Raw genomic sequence first — 19,603 nt, forward strand, 5'->3', positions numbered from 1 at the left:
GTCAGCTCCGCGCTCGGGTCCGGGGATCGATGATCCCGTAGAAGAGGTCGACGACGAGGTTCGCGCCGAGCACGGCCAGCGTGATGAAGAGGAAGATCCCCTGCATCAGCGCGTAGTCGTTGTTGGTGACCGCCGAGAGCAGCTTCGATCCGATGCCCGGGTACGAGAACACCTGCTCGGTGACGATCGAGCCCGAGACCACGAAGCCCAGCGAGATCGCGAAGCCGGCCACCGAGGGCAGCACCGCGTTGCGGGCCGCGTAGGAGCGGAGGATCTTCCCCTGCGAGAGGCCCTTCGCCTGCGCGGTGAGGATGTAGTCCTCGGACAGCGTCGACACCATCATGTTGCGCATCCCGAGCAGCCAGCCGCCGAGGGACGCGATCACGATCGTCGCGGCGGGCAGCAGTCCGTACTGGATCGCCGAGAGCAGGAACTCCCCGTTCCAGCCCGGGTCCAGCACCACGTCGTAGCCGCCCTGCGAGGGGAACATCCGGAGTGTGGTCGCGAACACGTAGACGAGGATCAGCGCGAGCCAGAAGTAGGGCACGGCGGCGAGGAGCGTCGTGGCCGGCACGAGCGAGTCGAGCCAGGTCCCGGGCTTCCAGCCGACGATCGCGCCGAGGGCGACTCCGATCACTGTCGCGATGACCGTCGCCACCCCCACCAGCACGATCGTCCAGGGCAGCGAGGTCCCGATGACCTCGCTCACCGGAGCGGGGAAGTACGAGACCGAGACGCCCAGGTCGCCGCGGAACACGTTGACCAGGTAGCTCCAGTACTGCGAGATCAGCGGCTCGGAGGTGTTCCCTCCGAGCAGCAGCTCGTAGGCCTGGCGGGTCTCGGCGCTGACGATGCCGCCGCGCTGCTGCAGCTTGGCGAGCAGGATGTCGACCGGGTTCCCGGGCAGCAGGCGAGGGATGACGAAGTTGATCGTCAGCGCCGCCCACAGCGCGATCAGGTAGAACCCGAGTTTGCGCAGGTAGTAGTTCACGCGCGGCTCACTCGCCGGTGGGGGTCAGGTTCTTGAAGATCTGCGCGTTGTCCGGCGACGCCCAGATCGCCGGGAAGGCGTACAGGTCGTCCTCGGTGGGCCAGCCGTCGAACTTGGCGGCGTTGTACTCCGAGGTGGTGCCTCCGGTCATGACCGGGATGTAGGGCATGTCGGCGACGATCTTCGCCTGGATGATGTCGAACTGCGCCTGGCGGGCGGCGGTGTCGTCCGGGCTGGTGGCGGTCAGGGCCTCGACGGCCGCGTCGACCTCGGGGTCGCTGTAGCGGGCCACGTTGATCGGAGCAGCCTCGCCGACGGGAGCGGTGTTCGCCGTGGTGAAGAAGTTGTTGTAGAGGTAGTACGGGTCGGAGGCGGGGCCCTGGCCGAGCGAGTCGATCGCGAGCTGGTAGTTGCCCTTGCTCTTCTTGTCGGTCCACTCGTTCCACGAGGACTGCGACGCGGTGACCGCGATGCCGGCGTCGCCGAGCTGCTGGGCCATCGTGTCGATCGCGGTGATGTAGTCGGTCCAGCCGGTGACGACCTCGATGGTCAGCTTCAGCGGCACGCCGTCCTTGGCGTAGATCCCGTCGCCGCCCTTCGCGTAGCCGGCCTCCTCGAGGAGCGCCGTCGCGCGGTCGAGGTCGGGCGAGCTGGGCGCGACCGGCTCGGTGACCGCGGTCGAGATCGACTCGGCCTGCGACTCCGTCAGCACGAAGGTCGGCGAGACCTCGCTGGCGGTGTTCTGGAAGGCGAGGGAGTTGATCTGGTCGCGGTTGAGCGCGTAGTAGATCGCCTGGCGGACGGCCGGGTCGGTCTGCGGGCCGACGCAGCCGAGGTCGACGTTCGCGCAGCTGAGCAGGGCGACCTGGTTCTGCGGGACCGTGATGGCCTCGTAGCCGGGGTAGTTCTTCGCGACGTTCTCGATGTCCGGCACGGGCCCCGTCTGCCAGTCGATGGTGCCGGCGGCGAGGGCGTCGACTCCGGCGGTGTTGCCCGAGAGCGAGAGAAACCGGATCGCCTTCACGGCGGGGGCGCCGTCCCAGTAGTCCTCGTTGACGCCGAGGGTGAAGGCCTGCGCCTTGAAGTCGGCGAGGAGGTAGGGGCCGGTGCCGACCGGCTCCGCGACGACGTCGGTCACCGGGTCGACGTCGGCCCAGAGGTGCTCGGGGACGATCGGCGTGCGGCCGAGGACCGTGGGGCCGGTGACGAAGGCCGGGTGGTCCCAGGTGATGCTCACGTGGGTGTCGTCGGTCGCCGTGACGACGCCGTCGAAGCCGCCGGTGTTCAGCGACGGGTTCTCGACCAGCATCTCGAAGGTGAAGACGACGTCCTCGGCGGTGAACGCCTCTCCGTCGCTCCAGGTCACGTCGTCGCGCAGCGTCACGTCGAGCTGCGTGCCCTCGGCGTTCCAGGTGTACTCGGTGCCCAGCAGCGGCACGTAGGGGTCGGAGTTGATGTTCGTGACGAAGAACAGCGATTCGTAGATGGTGCCGAGCCCGCCGATCTTGGAGGGCGAGTACGGGTTGAAGTTGATCTGGTAGTCGCCTGCCTGACCGGTGTAGGCGACGAGGGTGTCGGCCGACGAGGTGCCGGAGGAGCTCGCTCCCCCGGTGCAGCCGGAGAGCAGGAGGGCGGACGCCGCGGTGGCGGCGGCAGCGGCGAGGACGCGCAGGCGTCGGCCTTCTCGAACGCGAAGGAACATCGTTGATCCTTTCCTGGCGTCGGCAACGCAGGGCTGTCGACGGTGACGGAGCTGTGTGCGGCGAGCGCCGCCCGAGCATTGTTACATGACTGAACTAAGTGGTCAACAGATTCGGGAGCAACTCGTGAGAGCGCTCTTCCCGGCAGACGACGACCGCCGCGGGACGACGGGGATCAGCCCCGGCGGGGGGCGGTGGTGCCGCGCAGCACGAGACGCGGGCGCTCCGGCGAGCGCTCGGGCGGCAGAGCACCGTCGATCACGGCGAGCAGCGCCTCGGCTGTGAGCACGCCCAGGCCGTGCACGTCGCGGCTCATCACGGAGAGCGGAGGGTCGGCCAGGCGGCACAGCTCGGAGTCGTCCCAGGCGAGCAGCGAGAGCTCGCGCGGCACCGCGACTCCGAGGGCCCGCGCGGCGGCCAGCCCGCCCAGAGCCGCCAGATCGTTGTCGAACACGATCGCGGTCGGGCGCTCGTCGTCGGCGAGGAGCGCCCGGGTCGCGGCCTCCCCCGAGCGGGCGGAGTAGTCGCTCTCGACCGAGCGGCCCGACAGCCCGGCCACCCGCAGCCCCCGCTCGAACGCCTCGCCGCGCTCCCGGGTGTGGCCGAGCCGGAGCGGACCCGACACCCGCCCGATCCGCCGGTGCCCGAGCGCGACGAGCGCCGCCATCGCCTCGAGCATCGGCGTCGCGTTGTCGACGGGGATCGACGGGACCGTGCCGCCTGCCGCCCGCCCGCCGAGCACGACGACGGGCAGCCCGAGCTCCCGCGCCCGCTCCGGCCGCGGATCGTCCTCGACGGGGTCGCCGAGCACCGCTCCGGCGACGCGGGGATGCGCGGCCCAGCGCGCGAGGACCGCGATTTCCGCGGCCTGGTCGTGCGCGACCTGCAGCAGCACGCCCCCGCCGCCCGGCACCAGGACGTCCTCCATCCCGGCGATCAGCTCGGCGAAGAACGGGTCGCCGCCGTGCTCGCGCGGAGGGCGGCGCACGACGATCCCGACGATCGGGAGGCGCGCCGCCCCGCCGGCGCTCAGGCCGGCACCGCCGCGTGCAGCCCGCCGGCGTGGCGCACGACCAGCGGATCGAGGAACGCGTCCGGATCGGTGTCGGCCGCGGCGCCCGAGATCGTGAAGCGCGCGGACTCGCCGGCCAGAAGGGTGACGAGGCCCTCGTCCACCCGGGCGCCGGCGTCGACGCGGTCGACGAGCAGGGTGACGTCCCGCGCCAGGGAGCGGGCCGTGACCGTGACGACGACGTCCGCGCCGGAGCGCTCGGCCGAGGCTTCCAGCGGTGACGAGTCGAGGGCCTGGTCGACGACCTCGGCCGGGTGCAGCAGCGCGCGCGTCCATCCCTCCGGCTGCACGCTGACGATCTGGCCGGCCACGTCGCCGAACGCCGTGATCGCGGCGGGCAGCGGAGTCGTCGCCTCGCCGCGCGCCGGAACCGACGCGTCCCAGCGCTCCTCCGCGAGCACCGTGCCGTCCAGCTGCAGGCGCCGGGCGACGACGGAGCCGCTCCACGCCTCGTCCGTGTCGTTCAGCAGCACCGCGGCCGGCCCGCCGTCGCGGGGCTGGATGGTCGCGAGCCGGGGCGCGTACGCCGCCCGGAGCGCGAACCAGAGGGGCTTCCGGTGCTCGTGGAAGTCGACGGCCGCCCACGAGACGACCGGCCAGTCGTCGTTCAGCTGCCACACCACGACTCCGGTGTTCAGCGGCGACAGCGAGCGGAAGTGCTCGATGCCGAAGCGCAGCGCGGCCGCCTGGTTCAGCTGGGTCGCCCAGTGCCAGTCCTCGATCGAGACCGGTGTGGGCAGGTGACCGGCGAGTCCGCGCTCGAGCTTGAGGTTGCCCTCGTGCGCCTTCTGGTGCACCAGCATCTGCTCGCCGTAGGGCTCGAGCGGCTCGTCGTGCACGACGCTCGTGAGCGTCGACCAGGCGGGCGGGCCCTGGAAGCCGAACTCCGAGACGAACCGCGGGCGCCAGTCGGCGTAGCCGGTGTAGTCGCGCGTGTTCCAGACGTCCCAGATGTGCACGGTGCCGTTGGCCGGATCGTTGGGGTGCAGGTAGTCGTCGAACGAGTACGGGCTGCCCGGCGAGTAGAACCGCGTCGGGTCGAGCTCGGCGAGGATCCCCGGGAGCAGGCGCCGGTAGTAGTCGTTGCCCCAGGTCGCGCCCGCGAGCCGGGTGCGCCAGCCCCAGTCGGTGTAGCCGACGATGTTCTCGTTGTTGCCGTTCCAGATGATCAGCGACGGGTGCGCGCTGAGCCGGGTGACCGCCTCGCGCGCCTCCGGCTCGACCTCGACGGCGAGCCACTCCTCCTCGGCGTAGGCCGCGCAGGCGAAGAGGAAGTCCTGCCAGACCAGCACACCCTGCTCGTCGCAGAGGTCGTAGAAGTCGTGCGACTCGTAGATCCCGCCGCCCCAGACGCGCAGCAGGTTCATGTTCGCCTCGGTCGCGTCGGCGATCCGCCGCGCGTACCTGTCGCGGTCGACCTCGGTGACGAACGCGTGGTCCGGGATCCAGTTGGCCCCGCGGATCTGCACCGTCCGGCCGTTCACCTCGACGCGGTAGGGCGAGCCGTCCTCGTCCGGAGTGGTGTCGACCCGCACGGTGCGGAAGCCCACCCGTCCCGTCCAGACCGACTCGTCGCCCGCGGCGACGGCCACGTCGTAGAGGGGCTGCTCGCCGTAGCCGCGCGGCCACCAGACGTCGACGTCCGGCACCCGCAGCGCGAGCACCGCCTCGGTCGTGCCCGCGTCCACGGTGGTCGCCGTCTCCGCTCCGCCCGCCGCGACCGACACCTCGGCCGAGGAGGCGCCGGCCCACTCGAGGTCGACGTGCGCGCTCAGCACGCCGTCGGTCCCGTCGACGTCGACGAGCGGACGCACGGCGGCGATCCGCACGCCCGACCAGCTCTCGAGGCCGATCGGCCGCCAGATGCCGCTGGTGGCGACGTCGATGCCCCAGTCCCAGCCGAAGTTGCTCGCGGTCTTGCGCAGCGCGTTGTAGGGGTGGTGGTTCACGTGCGGGCGCGGGCCGTGCTCGATCGAGCGGCGCTCGGCCTCGTCGACCGGGGCCGCGAACTCGATCGAGAGCAGGTTCTCCCCCTCGACCAGGGCCTCCCGCACGTCGAAGCGGTACGACCTGTGCTGGTTCTCCGTGCGCCCGATCTCGTCGCCGTTCAGGCGCAGGGTCGCCACCGTGTCCAGCCCCTCGGCGACGAGGTCGTGCCGCTCGGAGCCGTCGTCGGACCAGGCGAAGCGGGTCTCGTAGACCCAGGCCGTCCGCCCGATCCAGGACAGCCGCGATTCGTTGCCGCCGTCGAAGGGATCGGGGATCAGCCCCGCGGCGAGGAGGTCGGTGTGCACGCAGCCGGGCACGGTCGCCGCCACCTCCCCCGTCGGCCGCTCGGGCGCCTCCTTGCCCTCCAGGGCTCGCAGTGTCCAGTTCTCGTGCAGGGGGATGACGGTCATGGCTTCCTCGCCTCGGTTGTCGTATCCGGTGTCGGATACTTTCTTAGACGACTTAACGAAGTACCGTCAAGGGACGCACGAGCAGAACGGAGGCGCCGATGGCGACTACGCGAGCGCCCCGCTCCCCCGCGACGAGCCGCGGGGTCCTGCTGGATCTCGTGCGCGCCCGCGGTCCGATCAGCCGGGTCGAGCTCGCCCAGGTCACCGGGCTGACGCAGGCCACCGTGTCGATCCTGGTCCGGCAGCTGCTCGCCGACGGGCTCGTCGCGGACGCGGGCCGCTCGGAGTCGACGGGCGGCAAGCCGCGAGAGCTCCTCGCCCTCGTGCCGTCGGCACGCGTCGCCCTCGGCCTGCAGCTCGAGGCCGACTCGACCACGGCGATCGTGGCGGATCTCGCCGGATCCGTCGTCGGGCGGCTCCGCACCCGCGGCGTCCTCGACGAGGGCCCGGAGTCGTTCGTGCGCGGCTTCGCCGAGCGGATCGACCTCCTGATCGAGGCGCTCGGCGTCGAGCGCGAGCGGGTCGTCGGCGTCGGCGTCGTCACTCCCGGCGGCGTCGACCGCTCGGGCGAGCGCGTCGTCGGCCTGCCCGGCCCGCAGGGCGCGGAGTGGGCGGCCGCCGGGCTGCGCTCGCTGCTCGAGGAGGCCTGCGCGCTGCCCGTGCTGCTCGACGACGACGCCTCGGCCGCCGCCGTCGGCGAGTTCTGGGCCGGGACGTTCCCGGCGGCGGGCGCGCACTGCACGCTGTACCTCGCCGGCGGGATCCGCGCCGGCCTCGTCCTCGACGGCGCCCTGCACCGCGGCTCCGGAGCGGGAGCGGGCCGGCTCGACCGCTTCGGGCCCCGCGGCTCCGCCCCCCTCGCCGAGCGCGTCGGACTGCCCGGCATCGCCGCGGCAGCGCGCGCGGCGAGACTCCCCGGCCTCTCGGGCGACGCGTTCGCCGACGCCGCCGCGGTCGCCACCGCCGCCGTCGGCGGGGACCCCGCGTCCGCCGCCGTGGTCGACGCCGCCGCCCACGAGCTCGCCGACGTCGCCGTGGCGCTCGCGGATCTGCTCGACCTCGACTCCGTCGTGCTCGCCGGACCCGCCTTCGCGGTGGCCGGCTCCCGGCACCTGGCCGTCCTGCGCGCCCGCTTCGCCGACGAGCATCCGGGGTCGCGCGTGCTGCTGTCGGCCCACGTCGCCGATGCGGCCGCGGTCGGCGCCGCCGCCCTGGTCCTGCAGCGCGCCCTCTCCCCCCGCGGGCCCGCACGAGGCCCGCTCGAGGGATCCGGCCCGATCGGCGCCGATCTCGGCTACGGTGGTCCACGCGAAGGGGAGTAGTTCCCACCGCCTGCTCGGCAGGCGACGAGGCGCGTCGACATGCTGGTCCGGAACGATCCGGACCCGGCGCTCCACCCGGATCCGCACGGACCCGGGCGAACGAGACCTTCGGTCAGTCGACGCACGTCCTGACCGGTCCCTCTCGCGCGGGTCGGCGGGCCCGAACCCAGGAGATCCCATGGTGAGAACCGCCCAGGACCCCGCTCCCCCCAGCCCCGCGCAGATCCGCCGCTGGCGCCGCTACCTCGCCGACGAGCTCGCCGAGGCCGCCACCTACCGCGATCTCGCGGGCCGCCGCTCGGGCGAGGAGCGCGAGATCCTGCTCGCCCTCGCCGCCGCCGAGGGCCGGCACGAGGAGCACTGGCGCGGACTGCTCGGCTCCGCCGCGGAGCCGTCGCCGCGACCGGATCTGCGCACGCGCGTGCTGGGCTTCCTCACCCGCCGCTTCGGCTCGGTCTTCGTGCTCGCGCTCGTCCAGCGCGCCGAGGCCCGCTCCCCCTACGCCGACGACGACGACGCGACCGAGGCCATGGCGGCCGACGAGCGGATCCACGGCGAGGTCGTGCGGGGACTCGCCGAGCGCGGCCGCACCCGCCTCTCCGGGACCTTCCGCGCCGCGGTCTTCGGCGCCAACGACGGCCTCGTCTCGAACCTCGCCCTCGTGCTGGGCGTCGGGGCGAGCGGAGTGGCCACCAGCGTCGTGCTGTTCACCGGCCTCGCGGGGCTGCTCGCCGGCGCGCTCTCGATGGGCGCGGGCGAGTTCGTCTCGGTGCGCTCGCAGCGCGAGCTGCTGAGCGCCTCCTCCCCCGACCTCGACACCAACCGCCTCGTCCCCGACCTCGACGTCGACGCGAACGAGCTCGCCCTCGTCTACCGCGCGCGCGGCATGACCGAGGCCGAGGCGAACGCCCGCGCCGAGCACGTCTTCACGGGGCTGCGCGGCGGAGTCGCGGCCACGTCGCCGATCACCATCGGCGGCCCGAAGGCCGATCCGTCGATCGACGAGCACGAGTCGATCGGCACGGGCATGGGCGCCGCGCTCTCGAGCTTCTGCTTCTTCGCGTCCGGGGCGATCATCCCCGTGCTGCCCTACCTGCTGGGCCTGTCCGGGATCGCCGCCGTGATCCTCGCCGCGGTCCTCGTCGGCCTCGCCCTGCTGGCCACCGGCGCGATCGTGGGGCTCCTCTCGGGCGCGCCCCCGCTCGCCCGGGCGCTGCGCCAGCTCGGCATCGGCTACGGAGCGGCGCTCGTCACCTACCTGCTCGGACTGCTGTTCGGAGCCTCGGGGGTCTGAGCGCCCTCAGTCCTCCGCCTGCTCCTCCTCGCGCGGGGCCGGACGCCCGCGCCAGCGCAGCGCCGCGACCCCGATCGCGATCAGCAGCGAGAACGGCAGCGACCCCAGCAGCGAGATCGACGCGTAGTAGAGGATCTGCCGCTGGATCCACTCCGGCGACGGGGTGTCGGAGTCGCCGTAGTAGGGAGCGGGCGGCGAGGAGTAGCCGATCGAGAGGATCGCGAACCCCAGCGCGGTCCCGGCGAGTCCCGCGAGCAGCAGCACCAGGAGCCAGGGGTTCCGCAGCAGCGGGGCGTCGGGCTCGGACGCGATCACCGGGGCGGACGGAGCCTCCGGCTCGACGTCCCGCGCGGGCGGCCGGGCTTCGGAGGGCAGGCGCACCGCCTCCTCGGGCCGCGCGGACCCGGTGGCCTCCCGGCGCGCGCGCCGACTGTCGGCGACCTCGGCGATGCGCGGCAGCGGCGCCGAGCGCGCACCGGTCGGACGCGGCCCGGCCCCCGGTCGGGCGAACGCGCGGTCGTCGCCGCGCACCCGGTCCACTCCCCCGGCGAAGCCCCGCTGGAAGGCGGGGTCGTAGCGCGGGTCCATGCGCTCGCGTCCGCCGCGCTCGCGCACCCGCCCGCCCGTCGTGCTCGTGTCCGGGTCCTGCCCGTCCCTGTCAGTCATCGTCGACCTCCGGCTCCGCGGTGAGGAGTCCGCGCAACCAGTCCCGCGCCTCGATGAACACCTCGTCGTCGTAGCGTCGCACGTACGAGACCGGACGGCGATCCGCCCGGGGGTAGGAACCCAGGAAGATCACACCCGGGCTGAAGCGCCGGAGTCCGAGCAGCGCGTCGGCGACGCGCTCATCGGCCACGTGCCCGTCGAGGTCCAGCACGAAGCGGTAGCGGCCGAGGGCGTCGCCGATCGGACGCGACTGGATCATGCTCAGGTTCACTCCGCGGGTCGCGAACTGCTCGAGCATCTCGAGCAGCGCGCCCGGCTCGTCGGCCGGCAGCTCCGCGATGATGCTCGTCTTGTCCGCGCCCGTCGGCTCGGGTAGGAGCGTCGTGCGCGAGACGTGCACGAACCGCGTGACGGCGTTCGGATTGTCGCCGATCCGCTCGGCCAGCACGTCGACCGCGTGGTGCGCGACGATCCCCGGAGGAGCGATGGCGGCGTCCGCGGGGGACCCGGCCAGCAGGTCCACCGTCGCCTGCACGTTGCTGGACGCGGGCAGGTACTCGTGGCTGGGCAGCTCGGCGTCGAGCCACTGCCGGCACTGGCCGTAGGCGACCGGATGCGCGGCCACGGTCCGCACGTCGCCCAGCCGCGTCCCCGGCCGCGCCACCAGGATGAACGACACCGGCACCAGGTACTCGCCCACGATGCGCAGCCCCGGGATCCGCGCCAGCGCGTCCTGCGTGGCCGTCACTCCGCCCTCGACCGAGTTCTCGATCGCGATGACCGCGCCGTGACTCCGGCCCGAGACCAGATCGCCCAGCGCCTCGCCCACGTTCGCGACGCTGCGCCAGTGATGGCCGCGTGCCTCCGGGACCTGCGCGAGCGCCGCCTCGGTGAACGTGCCGGAGGGCCCGAGATAGCTGTAGACACGGGACTCGGAGGCGCTGTCGGGCATGGCGGACAGCCTAGCCACCGGCTGTCCAGGCGGTATCGCGGGCCCGAGCGGGCTGCCACTATGGACCCCATGACCGATCGCGCAGGGAAGCCGGCACAGGCCTCCGATCTCATCGACGTCGAAGCCCTCGTGAGGGCCTACTACGACAACAAGCCGGACGTGTCCGACCCGCTCCAGAAGGTGGTCTTCGGCACCTCGGGGCACCGCGGATCCTCGTTCGACACCGCCTTCAACGAGGACCACATCGCCGCGGTGACGCAGGCGATCGTCGAGTACCGGACCCAGCAGGGCATCACCGGTCCGCTCTTCATCGGCGCCGACACGCACGGCCTCTCGCGCCCGGCGCTGACGACCGCCCTCGAGGTGCTCGTCGCGAACCAGGTGCGCGTGCTGGTCGACGAGTTCGACGACTTCGTGCCCACCCCGGCGCTGAGCCACGCGATCCTCCGCTGGAACAACGACCCGGCGCACACCGACGAGGCCGACGGCATCGTCGTCACCCCGTCGCACAACCCGCCCCGCGACGGCGGCTTCAAGTACAACCCGCCGCACGGCGGACCCGCCGACTCCGACGCCACCACCTGGATCGCGGACCGCGCCAACGAGCTCATCGCCGACGGCAACCGCGGCGTGAAGTCGGCCGAGCCCTCGGCCGTCGAGACGTACGACTTCCGCACCCACTACGTGGCGGACCTGAAGAACATCATCGACATCGACGCGATCAAGAAGGCGGGAGTGCGCATCGGCGCCGATCCGCTGGGCGGCGCCTCCGTGCACTACTGGCAGCTGATCGCTGAAATGTACGAGCTCGACCTCACGGTCGTCAACGGCGAGGTCGACCCGGCCTGGGGCTTCATGACCCTCGACTGGGACGGCAAGATCCGGATGGACCCGTCCTCCCCGAGCGCGATGGCCTCCGTCGTCGCCCGCTCCGGCGACTTCGACGTGCTCACCGGCAACGACGCCGACGCCGACCGCCACGGCATCGTCACCCCCGACGGCGGGCTGATGAACCCCAACCACTACCTGGCCGTCGCCATCCAGTACCTGTACACGCACCGCTCCGGCTGGCGCGAGGACGCGGCGATCGGCAAGACGCTCGTCTCCTCCTCGATCATCGACCGCGTCGCCGAGTCGCTCGGCCGCCGCCTCTGGGAGGTGCCGGTCGGCTTCAAGTGGTTCGTCCCGGGCCTCGTCGACGGCTCGGTCGGCTTCGGCGGCGAGGAGTCGGCGGGCGCGTCGTTCCTCCGCTTCGACGGCACCGTGTGGACCACCGACAAGGACGGGATCCTGCTCGCGCTGCTCGCCTCCGAGATCATCGCCGTGACCGGCAAGAGCCCATCGGCGCTCTACCGCGAGCTGACCGAGCGCTTCGGCGACCCGGTCTACGAGCGCGTCGACGCCGTCGCCACCAAGGCGCAGAAGGCCGCGCTCGGCAAGCTCGACGGAGACGCCATCCCGGCCACCACGCTGGCCGGCGAGGAGATCGTCGCGAAGCTCTCGAAGGCCCCGGGCAACGGCGCGGGCGTCGGAGGCGTGAAGGTCGTCACCGAGAACGCGTGGTTCGCCGCGCGCCCCTCCGGCACCGAGGACGTCTACAAGATCTACGCCGAGTCCTTCCGCGGCCTCGACCACCTCCACGAGGTGCAGGCCGAGGCCCGCACCATCGTCGACGCCGCCCTCGACTCCTAGCCGTCGGCGTTCCCGAATTGCCCGGAAGGGCTCGTTCTCCGTTGCGAGAACGAGCCCTTCCGGGCAGTTCAGCGTCGAATCGCGGCGCGGACCTGCGCGACGACGGAGGGGAGGTCCGCGAGGTCGTCGCCGGTGAGCTCGATGACGAGATAGCCGGCGGCACGGAGGCGGCCGATCCGTGCGCGATCCCGGCGCCAGCGGTCGCGTTCGACCCGGTGGTAGTCGCCGTGGTACTCGACGATCACCCGCGCGGACGGGATGCAGAGATCCACTCGGCCCAGGAACGCACCGGCGTGGTGGATCTCGACGTTGGCCTCGATCCCGGACACGCCCGCGAGGACCAGCGCGACACGCACGAGCGACTCCGGCCGGGACTCGGCCCTCGCGTCGAGAAGCCCGAGCGCCTGCCGCAGCCTGCGGAGACCTCTCCTGGACCGGTACCTCGAGACCGCTTCCTCGAGCGAGCCGTGAGTGCACAGCCCCCGACGCAGGAAGAAGTCGCCGACAGCGACGAGGTCCCCGAGCTCGAGGACGGCACCGAGATCGCACCAGGTGCGGGCCGCCGTCGTCAGCCGGCCCAGCGGGTACGTCAGCACCTCCACGGAGGTGTCGATCGCGAGGGACCGCCCGGAGATGCCGTCTGCATGGGGCGCGCGCCGAGGTGCCGCGACGGCGATGTCGAGTTCCGTCCGGCGTTCCCAGGGAAGATCCAGCGGCGCGCCCCAGAGAAGGGCAGCCGTCGGCCCGCACGCGAACGCCTCCCTCCCGAGCCGGTACAGGAGGGCTGAGCAGCGCTCGCCGAGCGTCGTCGCCGGTCGCACCGATCGGACGCCGCGCACCGGCGCCGCGATCCCGCGCATCCCCGCTCGCGTCGCCCCCGCCTCGTATCCCTCCGACACCCGGAACACACCCTCGGGAAGATCTCCATGCACGCGCCCATGCTGACGACTTCCGTGCCGCCGCGTGCACAACTCTCCACAGCCCCAACTGAGTTGCCCGGAAGGGCTCGTTCTCGCGCTGGAGAACGAGCCCTTCCGGGCGAGTCAGGGCCGAGCGGCTACCAGCGGAGGTGGACGGCGGGGCGGAAGTGGGTGTCGTAGAGGGCGTTCACGGCCTCCATGAACGCGGGGCCGAGCGGAGCCGCGTCGGCGGCGGTCGCGTTCGCGCGGGCCTGCTCGGGCGAGCGGGCGCCGGGGATCACGGAGGTGACGCCGTCCTGCTGGATGATCCAGGCGAGCGCGGCGGCCGCGGGGGCGAGGCCGTGGTCGGCGGCGAGGCGCGAGAACTCCTGCGCGGCCTCGACTCCGGTCGCGAAGTCGACGCCCGAGAACGTCTCGCCGACGTCGAACGCGGAGCCGTCGCGGTTGTAGTTGCGGTGGTCGTCGGCCGCGAACGTCGTCTCGGTCGTGTACCGGCCGCTCAGCAGTCCCGAGGCGAGCGGCACCCGGGCGAGGATCCCCACTCCGGCTTCGCGGGCGGCGGGCAGCACCGCGTCGAGCGGCTTCAGGCGGAACGCGTTCAGGATGATCTGCACGCTCGCGACGTTCGGCCGCGCGATCGCGGTGAGCGCCTCCTCCGTGCGCTCGACCGAGACGCCGTAGTTCGCGATCGCGCCCTCGGAGACGAGGGTGTCGAGCGCGTCGAAGACGGCGTCGTCGGAGTAGACGGAGGTGGGCGGGCAGTGCAGCTGCACGAGGTCGAGGGTGTCGACGCCGAGGTTCTTGCGCGAGCGGTCGGTCCAGGCGCGGAAGTTGTCGAGCACGTAGTTCTCGGGCACCTGATCGACGCGGCGGCCCATCTTGGTCGCGACGAACACCCCGGAGTCGGGGTGCGCGGCGAGGTAGGAGCCGATCGTGCGCTCGCTGCGGCCGTCGCCGTACACGTCGGCGGTGTCGAAGAGGGTGACCCCCGACTCCACGGCGGCGTCGAGGATCGCGAGGGCGTCGTTCTCGGCGACGTCACCCCAGTCGGCACCGAGCTGCCAGGTTCCGAGGCCGACGACGGAGACGGGCGCACCTGTGCGTCCGAGAGTTCGAGTGTCCATGCCTCCACCGTAGGCGCGGGCCGCGTCGCGCGGAGCCCCTTGCGCGTGCCCTAACGTCGAGGGCATGCCCCTCGTCGTCCTCGGAAGCGCCAACCTCGACCACGTCCACCGCGTCGCCCGCATCCCGGCTCCCGGTGAGACGGTGCTGGCCTCCGACTACCGCACGTTCCCGGGCGGCAAGGGCCTGAACCAGGCGGTGGCCGCGGCCCGGACCGCCGCGGGGACCGCGTTCGTCACGAGCCTCGGGCGCGATGCGGCCGGCGACGAGCTCGCCGAGGTGCTCGCCCGCGAGCCGCTCGAGTTGCACGCCCGCCGCGTCGAGCAGCGCACGGGCACGGCGCAGATCACGGTCGACGACGCGGGCGAGAACGCGATCGTCGTCGACTCCGGAGCGAACGCCGCGTTCACGGGGCTGACCGGCGCGGAGGAGGAGGTCGTCGCGGGCGCCTCTGCTCTGCTCCTCCAGCTCGAGGTGCCGCAGGAGACGGTGCTCGCCGCCGCCCGCGCGGCGCGCGCCGCCGGGGTCGTCACGATCCTGAACGCCGCGCCGATCGGGCCGCTGCCGGACGGGCTGCTCGCGGCGCTCGACGTGCTGATCGTCAACGAGCACGAGGCGCGGGAGCTCGGGAGCGCGCGCGGCCTCGAGGCGGCGGACGACACCGCGCTGGCCGCGGCGCTGACGGCGCTCGTGCCGCTCGTCCTCGTCACGCTCGGCTCCGACGGAGTGGTCGTCGCCGTGCGCGGTCGCGAACCGCTGCACGCCCCCGCTTTCCGCGTCCGCGCCGTCGACACGACGGGAGCCGGCGACACCTTCTGCGGCGCCTTCTCGGCCCGGTTGGCGGCGAGCGCCGTCGACCTCGCCGATCCGGAGGCGCTGCTGCCCCTGGTCCGCTGGGCCGGCGCGGCGGCCGCCGTCTCGGTGACGCGCGCGGGCGCGGCCGTGTCGGCCCCGACCGCCGCCGAGACGGAGTCGTTCCTCGCCGATCAGGGCTGAGCGCGCCGATCAGCGCTGAGCGCCCGCCGACCCGAGCCGACGACGGCGATCCCCGGGGTCTAGTCGACCGCCGCGATCCGCACCGCGATCCGCGCGCGGCGCTCCGGGTGCTCCTGCTCGCACCACTCCCGCGCCACGGCGCCCACGGCCCGGGCCACGCTCGGTGCGGACGCGTCGGCGGCCACTCCGATGTCGATCGAGACGACGATCCCGTCGGGCGCGATCCGCACCAGCACCGGCTCCGCGAGTGTGCCGCCCGAGGCGGTGCCCAGGGAGCCGGGTAGCAGCGGGATCGGCGAGGGAGCGAGCGCCGTCGCCGCGTGGGCGAGCACGTCGCGCGCCTCGGCCCGCGCCGGCACGACCATCGCCACTCCGGGAACGGCGCGCACGAGCGCGGTGAGCACGGACGAGGGGCTCTCCGACTGCGGGGCGACCACGCCGCCCGCCGTGCTCACGACCCCTCCGTTCCGGGGATGTAGACGTCCTCGACGCGGACGTCGATCGTCGAGATGCTCAGCTCGGTCTGGGTGAGCAGTCGCGAGTGGATCCGCTCGCGCACCTGCTGGGCCGCGTCGGCGATCGGCACGCCCCAGAACACCGAGATCGTGACCTCGATCGCGATCTCGGCCTCGGGGTCGCCGACGTCGCCGACCAGCCGGCAGCGGCCGACCAGCACGCCGGGGACGCTGTCGCCCGCCTCCCGGACGAGGCCGCGCACCGCGCCCTCGGTGATCGTCAGCTCGACGTCCGGTTCGGGGCTCGCCAGCGGGATGTCGCGACCGGCGCGCGCCTCCCGCCGCACCTGGGTGAGGATCGAGCCGAACCAGCTCTCCTCCGGCGCGGGCAGGCGCTCGGCGTCGTCGTCGATCAACGCGCCCGACAGAGCGCGCACCCGCTCGAGCGCCTGGAGCGTCCTGCGGTGCTCGGGCGACTCCTCGATCGCGGGGTCGTAGGGGAGGCGTCCACGGTCGAGGTAGTCGCTGAGGTCGTCGATCGTGCGCTCCTCGGCTGCGCCGTCGAGCGGCACCGCCTCGACGGGCACGACCTCGAGCGCGTCGCTGCGCTCGGGTCCGGCCGGCCGGTCCCCCGGCACCTCCGGCCTGTCGTCGGCGTTCATGGGGCCTGCTCCTTCATCGGGGACGTCCTTCATCGCCAGTCCTCCATCGCCACGACGAGCGACTCGCGGGCTCGCGCGAGCTTGCCGCGCACGGCGGTCGGAGTGAGTCCGAGGTGCTCGGCGATCTCACCGTAGGACTCGCCGCCCACCTCGCGGAGCAGCCAGCACTGGCGCTGGGACTCCGGCAGTTCGGCCAGTGCTGCGGCGAGCGCCTTCATCGCGTCGGAGCGCTCGGCGGCCTCGAAGGGCCCCGGCTCCTTCGCGGCGGGGTGCTCGACGGCGTCGACGTCGTCGGCGGGGCGGCGCTGACGCATCAGGTCGACGCTGGATCGGCTGACGATCCGCATCATCCAGCTGCGCACGCTCGCCGGCTCCTTCAGCTGGGGCAGCTGAGCCCACACGGTGATGAGCGCGTTCTGCACGGCGTCGGAGGCATCGGCCTGCGAGCCCGTCAGCCGCCACGCGTACGCGCGGAGGATCGACTGGTGCCGCTTGACCAGGACCTCGAAGGCCCGGACGTCGCCCTCGGCCGAGCGCTCGGCGAGGAGCGCATCGCTCGCCGACTCCAGACCCGGCATGGCGCCCTCTCTCCTCCGGCCGTCGGCACCGTGCCGGACGACTATCAGGCAACGGTCAGGAAATTTCCCGATCCGGACCGTGACGATCGCCCTCCGGGCTCCGTCTGACTCATGTAAGCACAGCCCGGACGAGCAAGACTGCGAAGTCGATCCGACCGGGCCCCCCGATCCCCGACCGCGCTCCCGCGGCCGACGACACGTACAGGAGACATCATGAGCGACAGCACTCGCACCCCCTCCACCCCCCGCGTCGACACGTCCGTCGACACCGTGACGAGCCTCGGAGGCGCCGTGTCCGGCACCGCCCAGGGCCGCACGGTCATCGACGACGCCGTGATCGCCAAGGTCGCCGGCATCGCGGCCCGCGAGGTCCCCGGCGTCTTCGCCCTGGGCAACAACGCGGCCCGCGCGTTCGGAGCGATCCGCTCCGCCGTCGGCGCCAACGACCACGGCCAGGGCGTGCGCGTCGAGGTCGGCGAGACCCAGGTCGCGGTCGACGTGACCCTCGTCGTCGCCTACCCGGTGCCGATGCAGACCGTCGCCGACCGCGTGCGCGACGCCGTCGCCGAGGCCATCACCGAGCTCGTGGGCATGGCGGTCGCCGAGATCAACGTCGCGATCGTCGACGTGCACATCCCCGGGGACGACGACTCCGCCGAGACCGAGAGCCGCGTCCGATGAGCGTCCCCACTCCCCCCGCCGCCTCGAACCGCAGCACCGTCCTCGGCGTGGTCGTCGGCGCGATCCTCGCGTTCGCCGCCCTGCTCTTCGGCTTCTGGGGCTTCGTCCTCACCGCCGTCTTCATGGCGCTGGGCGTCCTGATCGCGCGGATGCTCGACGGATCGCTCGACGTGCGCAGCCTCGTGGACGTGTTCCGCGGCCGCACGACCTCCCGCTAGGAGCACCGCATGACCACCGACCTGCAGTCGCGGCCCGCCACCGGTGCGCCGGTGGCGGGGACCGTCACCGTCAGCGTCCGCTCGATCGAGCGCACCGCGCTCGCCGTCGTGCACGAGGAGCTCGGCGTGGAGGTCTCGGCGATCCGCGTCCGCCTGTCGGACGACCGCGGCGGCCTCGCGCTCGCCGTCACCGCTCCGGTCGTCGTCGATCCCGATCCCGTCTCGGCTCCCGGAGCCGACGGCGGGAACCTGCTCGACCGCCTCCACCGCGACCGAGCCCGCATCGCCGCCCGGATGCAGGCCCTCACCGGCCGCACCGTCACCCGCGTCGACGTGCGCGTCACCGGCACCCGGACCCGCAGCACGAGGAGAGTCGCATGAGCCCCGCATCGTCCCCCCGCGACGCCGCCCCCGACGCCCGGTACGGCCGCTTCCTGCGGCGCGAGACCCACCGGTCGCGCTCGGCCGCCGAGATCGTGGTCCTCACCGTGATCGCGCTGATCGCGGCGTACGTCGGCACCGAGGCGGTGCTCGCCGTCCTCGGCGCGACTCCGCTGCTGATCACGCCGTCCGATCTGCTCGCCGCGCTCGTCGGAGTCGGGGAGCTCGCCACCGGCGCGCTCATCGGCATCGCCGTCGGCACGGGTCTGCTCGCGCTGATCCTGCTCGTCCTGGCCCTCGCCCCCGGTGCTCGCGCCCGGCACACGATCGCCGACGACCGCCTCGCGGTCGTGGTCGACGACGGAGTGATCGCCTCGGCGCTCGCCCGCTCGGCCCGGACGATCGCGCGGTCGCGCCGCGAGGACACCAGCGCCTCGATCGGCCGCCGCACCGCGGTCGTCTCGATCACGCCCGCCTCCGGCATCGGCGTCGATCGCGACGCGGTGCAGAAGGCCCTCGACGAGGAGCTGGAGCGCATCGCTCCGCAGCCCGCCACCCGCGCCTCCGTCCGCATCGCCGACTCCGGGAGGATCTGATGACCACGAGCAACCGCTTCCTCAACCGCCTCGTCCTGCTCGTAATGGGCCTCGTGCTCGCGGCCGTCACCGCAGGGCTCGTCCTGGTCGCCGTGGCGCAGCCCGTGCGCGACGCCGTCTCGGCGTTCGGATCCGACCAGGGGGCGTCGCTCGTCTCGCGGATCTCGCCCGAGGACGGCACCGCCTGGAGCGATGCCGCCGTCCTCTGGCCGCTCTACGCGATCGTCGGCGTGTGCCTGGTGGGCGTCGTGCTCGCCCTGGTGCTCGCCCTCGCCCACGGCCGCGGCCGCACCGGCACGGTCCTGCGCGACGAGTCGTCGGCCGACGGCGGCCCCGCCGGTGCCGTGGAGTTCGGCACGGGCTTCGCCGAGGACGTCCTCGAGAACGCGCTCGCCGGCCGCGGTGACCTGCTGGACGTGACGGTGTCGGCGTACGAGCACGGCTCGACGACCGCGCTGAAGGTGCGCGTCCTCCCCCGGTCGGGCGTCTCGCCCCGCACCGTGGTCGACGCGGTCCACGAGGAGGTCGAGAGCCTCGACCGGCTCCTCGGCGCCCGCCTGCCGGTCGTGCTCGAGGTCGCCTCGAGCGCCCGCGCCGGCTTCTCGAAAGAGGACCGCGTCTCCTGACCCGCGCAGCGCCTCCGGCGCTCGCTGCACCACCCCTCCAGCGGCCTTCGCCGGAGGATCCGAGAACAGAACGAAGGGAGCCCCTGATGGGTGCCGACGACAAGATCCGCAACGCCGCTGAGAACCTGGTCGGAAAGGCGAAGGAGGCGGTCGGCAAGCTGACCGACAACGAGCGCCTCGAGGCCGAGGGCCAGGCCGATCAGACGAAGGCCCACACCAAGAAGGTCGGCGAGGACGTCAAGGACGTCTTCAAGAACTGACTCTCTCGACCCCCGGAGGG

At 72.9% G+C, this 19,603-nt stretch carries 21 protein-coding genes; 10 read left to right on the forward strand and 11 right to left on the reverse strand.

Features of this window, described 5'->3' with window-relative positions:
• Nucleotide 1: 1 nt before the first annotated feature.
• From LRG51_RS07400 to LRG51_RS07415, 4 genes are all read right to left on the reverse strand, one after another.
• Nucleotides 2-991, reverse strand: coding sequence for an ABC transporter permease (locus LRG51_RS07400; protein ID WP_056866468.1), 990 nt, complete (start codon nucleotides 989-991; stop codon nucleotides 2-4).
• Between the two features lie 7 nt (nucleotides 992-998).
• Complete coding sequence (locus LRG51_RS07405; RefSeq protein ID WP_107574583.1) at nucleotides 999-2,693, reverse strand: ABC transporter substrate-binding protein; 1,695 nt, start codon at nucleotides 2,691-2,693, stop codon at nucleotides 999-1,001.
• A gap of 173 nt (nucleotides 2,694-2,866) precedes the next feature.
• Nucleotides 2,867-3,679: a LacI family DNA-binding transcriptional regulator gene (locus LRG51_RS07410; protein WP_230671927.1), complete on the reverse strand. Its 813-nt coding sequence runs from the start codon at nucleotides 3,677-3,679 to the stop codon at nucleotides 2,867-2,869.
• A gap of 41 nt (nucleotides 3,680-3,720) precedes the next feature.
• Nucleotides 3,721-6,162: a glycoside hydrolase family 2 protein gene (locus LRG51_RS07415; protein ID WP_230671929.1), complete on the reverse strand. Its 2,442-nt coding sequence runs from the start codon at nucleotides 6,160-6,162 to the stop codon at nucleotides 3,721-3,723.
• A gap of 98 nt (nucleotides 6,163-6,260) precedes the next feature.
• Between LRG51_RS07415 and LRG51_RS07420 the strand changes: the two genes are divergently transcribed.
• Together LRG51_RS07420 and LRG51_RS07425 are read left to right on the forward strand one after the other, a co-directional pair.
• Nucleotides 6,261-7,484, forward strand: coding sequence for an ROK family transcriptional regulator (locus LRG51_RS07420; RefSeq protein WP_230671931.1), 1,224 nt, complete (start codon nucleotides 6,261-6,263; stop codon nucleotides 7,482-7,484).
• 178 nt (nucleotides 7,485-7,662) lie between these two features.
• A complete protein-coding gene (locus tag LRG51_RS07425) occupies nucleotides 7,663-8,778 on the forward strand; it encodes a VIT1/CCC1 transporter family protein (RefSeq protein WP_230671933.1) in 1,116 nt (371 codons plus the stop codon).
• 6 nt (nucleotides 8,779-8,784) lie between these two features.
• Here LRG51_RS07425 and LRG51_RS07430 read toward each other — a convergent pair whose 3' ends face one another.
• A complete protein-coding gene (locus LRG51_RS07430) occupies nucleotides 8,785-9,444 on the reverse strand; it encodes a hypothetical protein (protein ID WP_230671935.1) in 660 nt (219 codons plus the stop codon).
• Nucleotides 9,437-10,396: a prephenate dehydratase gene (pheA, locus tag LRG51_RS07435; RefSeq protein WP_230671937.1), complete on the reverse strand. Its 960-nt coding sequence runs from the start codon at nucleotides 10,394-10,396 to the stop codon at nucleotides 9,437-9,439. The genes LRG51_RS07430 and pheA overlap by 8 nt, the downstream gene beginning before the upstream one ends.
• Before the next feature lie 69 nt (nucleotides 10,397-10,465).
• On the opposite strand from pheA, the gene pgm reads away from it, so the two are divergent.
• Entirely contained in the window at nucleotides 10,466-12,088 is a 1,623-nt protein-coding gene (gene pgm, locus LRG51_RS07440; protein ID WP_230671939.1) for a phosphoglucomutase (alpha-D-glucose-1,6-bisphosphate-dependent), read from the forward strand.
• 68 nt (nucleotides 12,089-12,156) lie between these two features.
• Here pgm and LRG51_RS07445 read toward each other — a convergent pair whose 3' ends face one another.
• Together LRG51_RS07445 and LRG51_RS07450 are read right to left on the reverse strand one after the other, a co-directional pair.
• On the reverse strand, nucleotides 12,157-12,690 hold the full coding sequence (locus tag LRG51_RS07445; protein ID WP_230671941.1) for a DUF559 domain-containing protein: 534 nt from the start codon (nucleotides 12,688-12,690) through the stop codon (nucleotides 12,157-12,159).
• Nucleotides 12,691-13,145: 455 nt separating this feature from the next.
• Nucleotides 13,146-14,132, reverse strand: a complete 987-nt coding sequence (locus LRG51_RS07450) for an aldo/keto reductase (RefSeq protein ID WP_055786886.1) — start codon at nucleotides 14,130-14,132, stop codon at nucleotides 13,146-13,148.
• A gap of 64 nt (nucleotides 14,133-14,196) precedes the next feature.
• On the opposite strand from LRG51_RS07450, the gene LRG51_RS07455 reads away from it, so the two are divergent.
• Nucleotides 14,197-15,126: a ribokinase gene (locus tag LRG51_RS07455; RefSeq protein ID WP_230671942.1), complete on the forward strand. Its 930-nt coding sequence runs from the start codon at nucleotides 14,197-14,199 to the stop codon at nucleotides 15,124-15,126.
• 59 nt (nucleotides 15,127-15,185) lie between these two features.
• On the opposite strand, the gene LRG51_RS07460 is transcribed toward LRG51_RS07455, so the two are convergent.
• From LRG51_RS07460 to LRG51_RS07470, 3 genes are read right to left on the reverse strand one after another with little or no spacing between them, the layout of a single operon-like run.
• Nucleotides 15,186-15,581, reverse strand: a complete 396-nt coding sequence (locus LRG51_RS07460) for a hypothetical protein (protein ID WP_055786880.1) — start codon at nucleotides 15,579-15,581, stop codon at nucleotides 15,186-15,188.
• Nucleotides 15,578-16,243 (reverse strand): Asp23/Gls24 family envelope stress response protein, encoded by a 666-nt coding sequence (locus LRG51_RS07465; protein ID WP_055786877.1) that lies wholly within the window; start codon nucleotides 16,241-16,243, stop codon nucleotides 15,578-15,580. The genes LRG51_RS07460 and LRG51_RS07465 overlap by 4 nt, the downstream gene beginning before the upstream one ends.
• A 29-nt stretch (nucleotides 16,244-16,272) precedes the next feature.
• Nucleotides 16,273-16,821, reverse strand: coding sequence for an RNA polymerase sigma factor (locus LRG51_RS07470; RefSeq protein ID WP_055786875.1), 549 nt, complete (start codon nucleotides 16,819-16,821; stop codon nucleotides 16,273-16,275).
• Nucleotides 16,822-17,034: 213 nt separating this feature from the next.
• Here LRG51_RS07470 and LRG51_RS07475 point away from each other — a divergent pair, with 213 nt between their 5' ends.
• The 6 genes from LRG51_RS07475 (at nucleotide 17,035) to LRG51_RS07500 (ending at nucleotide 19,583) form a co-directional block, all read left to right on the forward strand.
• A complete protein-coding gene (locus LRG51_RS07475; protein ID WP_055786873.1) occupies nucleotides 17,035-17,502 on the forward strand; it encodes an Asp23/Gls24 family envelope stress response protein in 468 nt (155 codons plus the stop codon).
• On the forward strand, nucleotides 17,499-17,720 hold the full coding sequence (locus LRG51_RS07480; protein ID WP_055786870.1) for a DUF2273 domain-containing protein: 222 nt from the start codon (nucleotides 17,499-17,501) through the stop codon (nucleotides 17,718-17,720). Before LRG51_RS07475 ends, LRG51_RS07480 begins: the two co-directional genes overlap by 4 nt.
• Before the next feature lie 9 nt (nucleotides 17,721-17,729).
• Nucleotides 17,730-18,101, forward strand: coding sequence for a hypothetical protein (locus LRG51_RS07485; protein WP_055786866.1), 372 nt, complete (start codon nucleotides 17,730-17,732; stop codon nucleotides 18,099-18,101).
• Nucleotides 18,098-18,697 (forward strand): DUF6286 domain-containing protein, encoded by a 600-nt coding sequence (locus LRG51_RS07490; protein ID WP_230671944.1) that lies wholly within the window; start codon nucleotides 18,098-18,100, stop codon nucleotides 18,695-18,697. Before LRG51_RS07485 ends, LRG51_RS07490 begins: the two co-directional genes overlap by 4 nt.
• On the forward strand, nucleotides 18,697-19,323 hold the full coding sequence (locus LRG51_RS07495) for a hypothetical protein (RefSeq protein WP_055786860.1): 627 nt from the start codon (nucleotides 18,697-18,699) through the stop codon (nucleotides 19,321-19,323). Before LRG51_RS07490 ends, LRG51_RS07495 begins: the two co-directional genes overlap by 1 nt.
• An 86-nt stretch (nucleotides 19,324-19,409) precedes the next feature.
• Nucleotides 19,410-19,583 carry a CsbD family protein gene (locus LRG51_RS07500; protein ID WP_082480972.1) on the forward strand — a complete coding sequence of 58 codons (174 nt, stop codon included), beginning with the start codon at nucleotides 19,410-19,412 and terminating at the stop codon, nucleotides 19,581-19,583.
• Nucleotides 19,584-19,603 lie beyond the last annotated feature (20 nt).

The organism is Rathayibacter sp. Leaf248 (assembly GCF_920939495.1).
GTDB classification, from domain to species: Bacteria; Actinomycetota; Actinomycetes; order Actinomycetales; family Microbacteriaceae; genus Rathayibacter; species Rathayibacter caricis.

Excerpts from the sequence above, each read along its gene's own strand:
- LRG51_RS07485 (WP_055786866.1), top strand. The coding sequence starts at position 17,730 with ATGACCACCGACCTGCAGTCGCGGCCCGCCACCGGTGCGCCGGTGGCG.
- LRG51_RS07455 (WP_230671942.1), top strand. The coding sequence starts at position 14,197 with ATGCCCCTCGTCGTCCTCGGAAGCGCCAACCTCGACCACGTCCACCGC.
- LRG51_RS07415 (WP_230671929.1), bottom strand. The coding sequence starts at position 6,162 with ATGACCGTCATCCCCCTGCACGAGAACTGGACACTGCGAGCCCTGGAG.
- LRG51_RS07425 (WP_230671933.1), top strand. The coding sequence starts at position 7,663 with ATGGTGAGAACCGCCCAGGACCCCGCTCCCCCCAGCCCCGCGCAGATC.
- LRG51_RS07500 (WP_082480972.1), top strand. The coding sequence starts at position 19,410 with ATGGGTGCCGACGACAAGATCCGCAACGCCGCTGAGAACCTGGTCGGA.
- pheA (WP_230671937.1), bottom strand. The coding sequence starts at position 10,396 with ATGCCCGACAGCGCCTCCGAGTCCCGTGTCTACAGCTATCTCGGGCCC.
- LRG51_RS07430 (WP_230671935.1), bottom strand. The coding sequence starts at position 9,444 with ATGACTGACAGGGACGGGCAGGACCCGGACACGAGCACGACGGGCGGG.
- LRG51_RS07420 (WP_230671931.1), top strand. The coding sequence starts at position 6,261 with ATGGCGACTACGCGAGCGCCCCGCTCCCCCGCGACGAGCCGCGGGGTC.
- LRG51_RS07480 (WP_055786870.1), top strand. The coding sequence starts at position 17,499 with ATGAGCGTCCCCACTCCCCCCGCCGCCTCGAACCGCAGCACCGTCCTC.
- LRG51_RS07495 (WP_055786860.1), top strand. The coding sequence starts at position 18,697 with ATGACCACGAGCAACCGCTTCCTCAACCGCCTCGTCCTGCTCGTAATG.
- LRG51_RS07490 (WP_230671944.1), top strand. The coding sequence starts at position 18,098 with ATGAGCCCCGCATCGTCCCCCCGCGACGCCGCCCCCGACGCCCGGTAC.
- LRG51_RS07465 (WP_055786877.1), bottom strand. The coding sequence starts at position 16,243 with ATGAACGCCGACGACAGGCCGGAGGTGCCGGGGGACCGGCCGGCCGGA.
- pgm (WP_230671939.1), top strand. The coding sequence starts at position 10,466 with ATGACCGATCGCGCAGGGAAGCCGGCACAGGCCTCCGATCTCATCGAC.
- LRG51_RS07475 (WP_055786873.1), top strand. The coding sequence starts at position 17,035 with ATGAGCGACAGCACTCGCACCCCCTCCACCCCCCGCGTCGACACGTCC.
- LRG51_RS07470 (WP_055786875.1), bottom strand. The coding sequence starts at position 16,821 with ATGCCGGGTCTGGAGTCGGCGAGCGATGCGCTCCTCGCCGAGCGCTCG.
- LRG51_RS07405 (WP_107574583.1), bottom strand. The coding sequence starts at position 2,693 with ATGTTCCTTCGCGTTCGAGAAGGCCGACGCCTGCGCGTCCTCGCCGCT.
- LRG51_RS07450 (WP_055786886.1), bottom strand. The coding sequence starts at position 14,132 with ATGGACACTCGAACTCTCGGACGCACAGGTGCGCCCGTCTCCGTCGTC.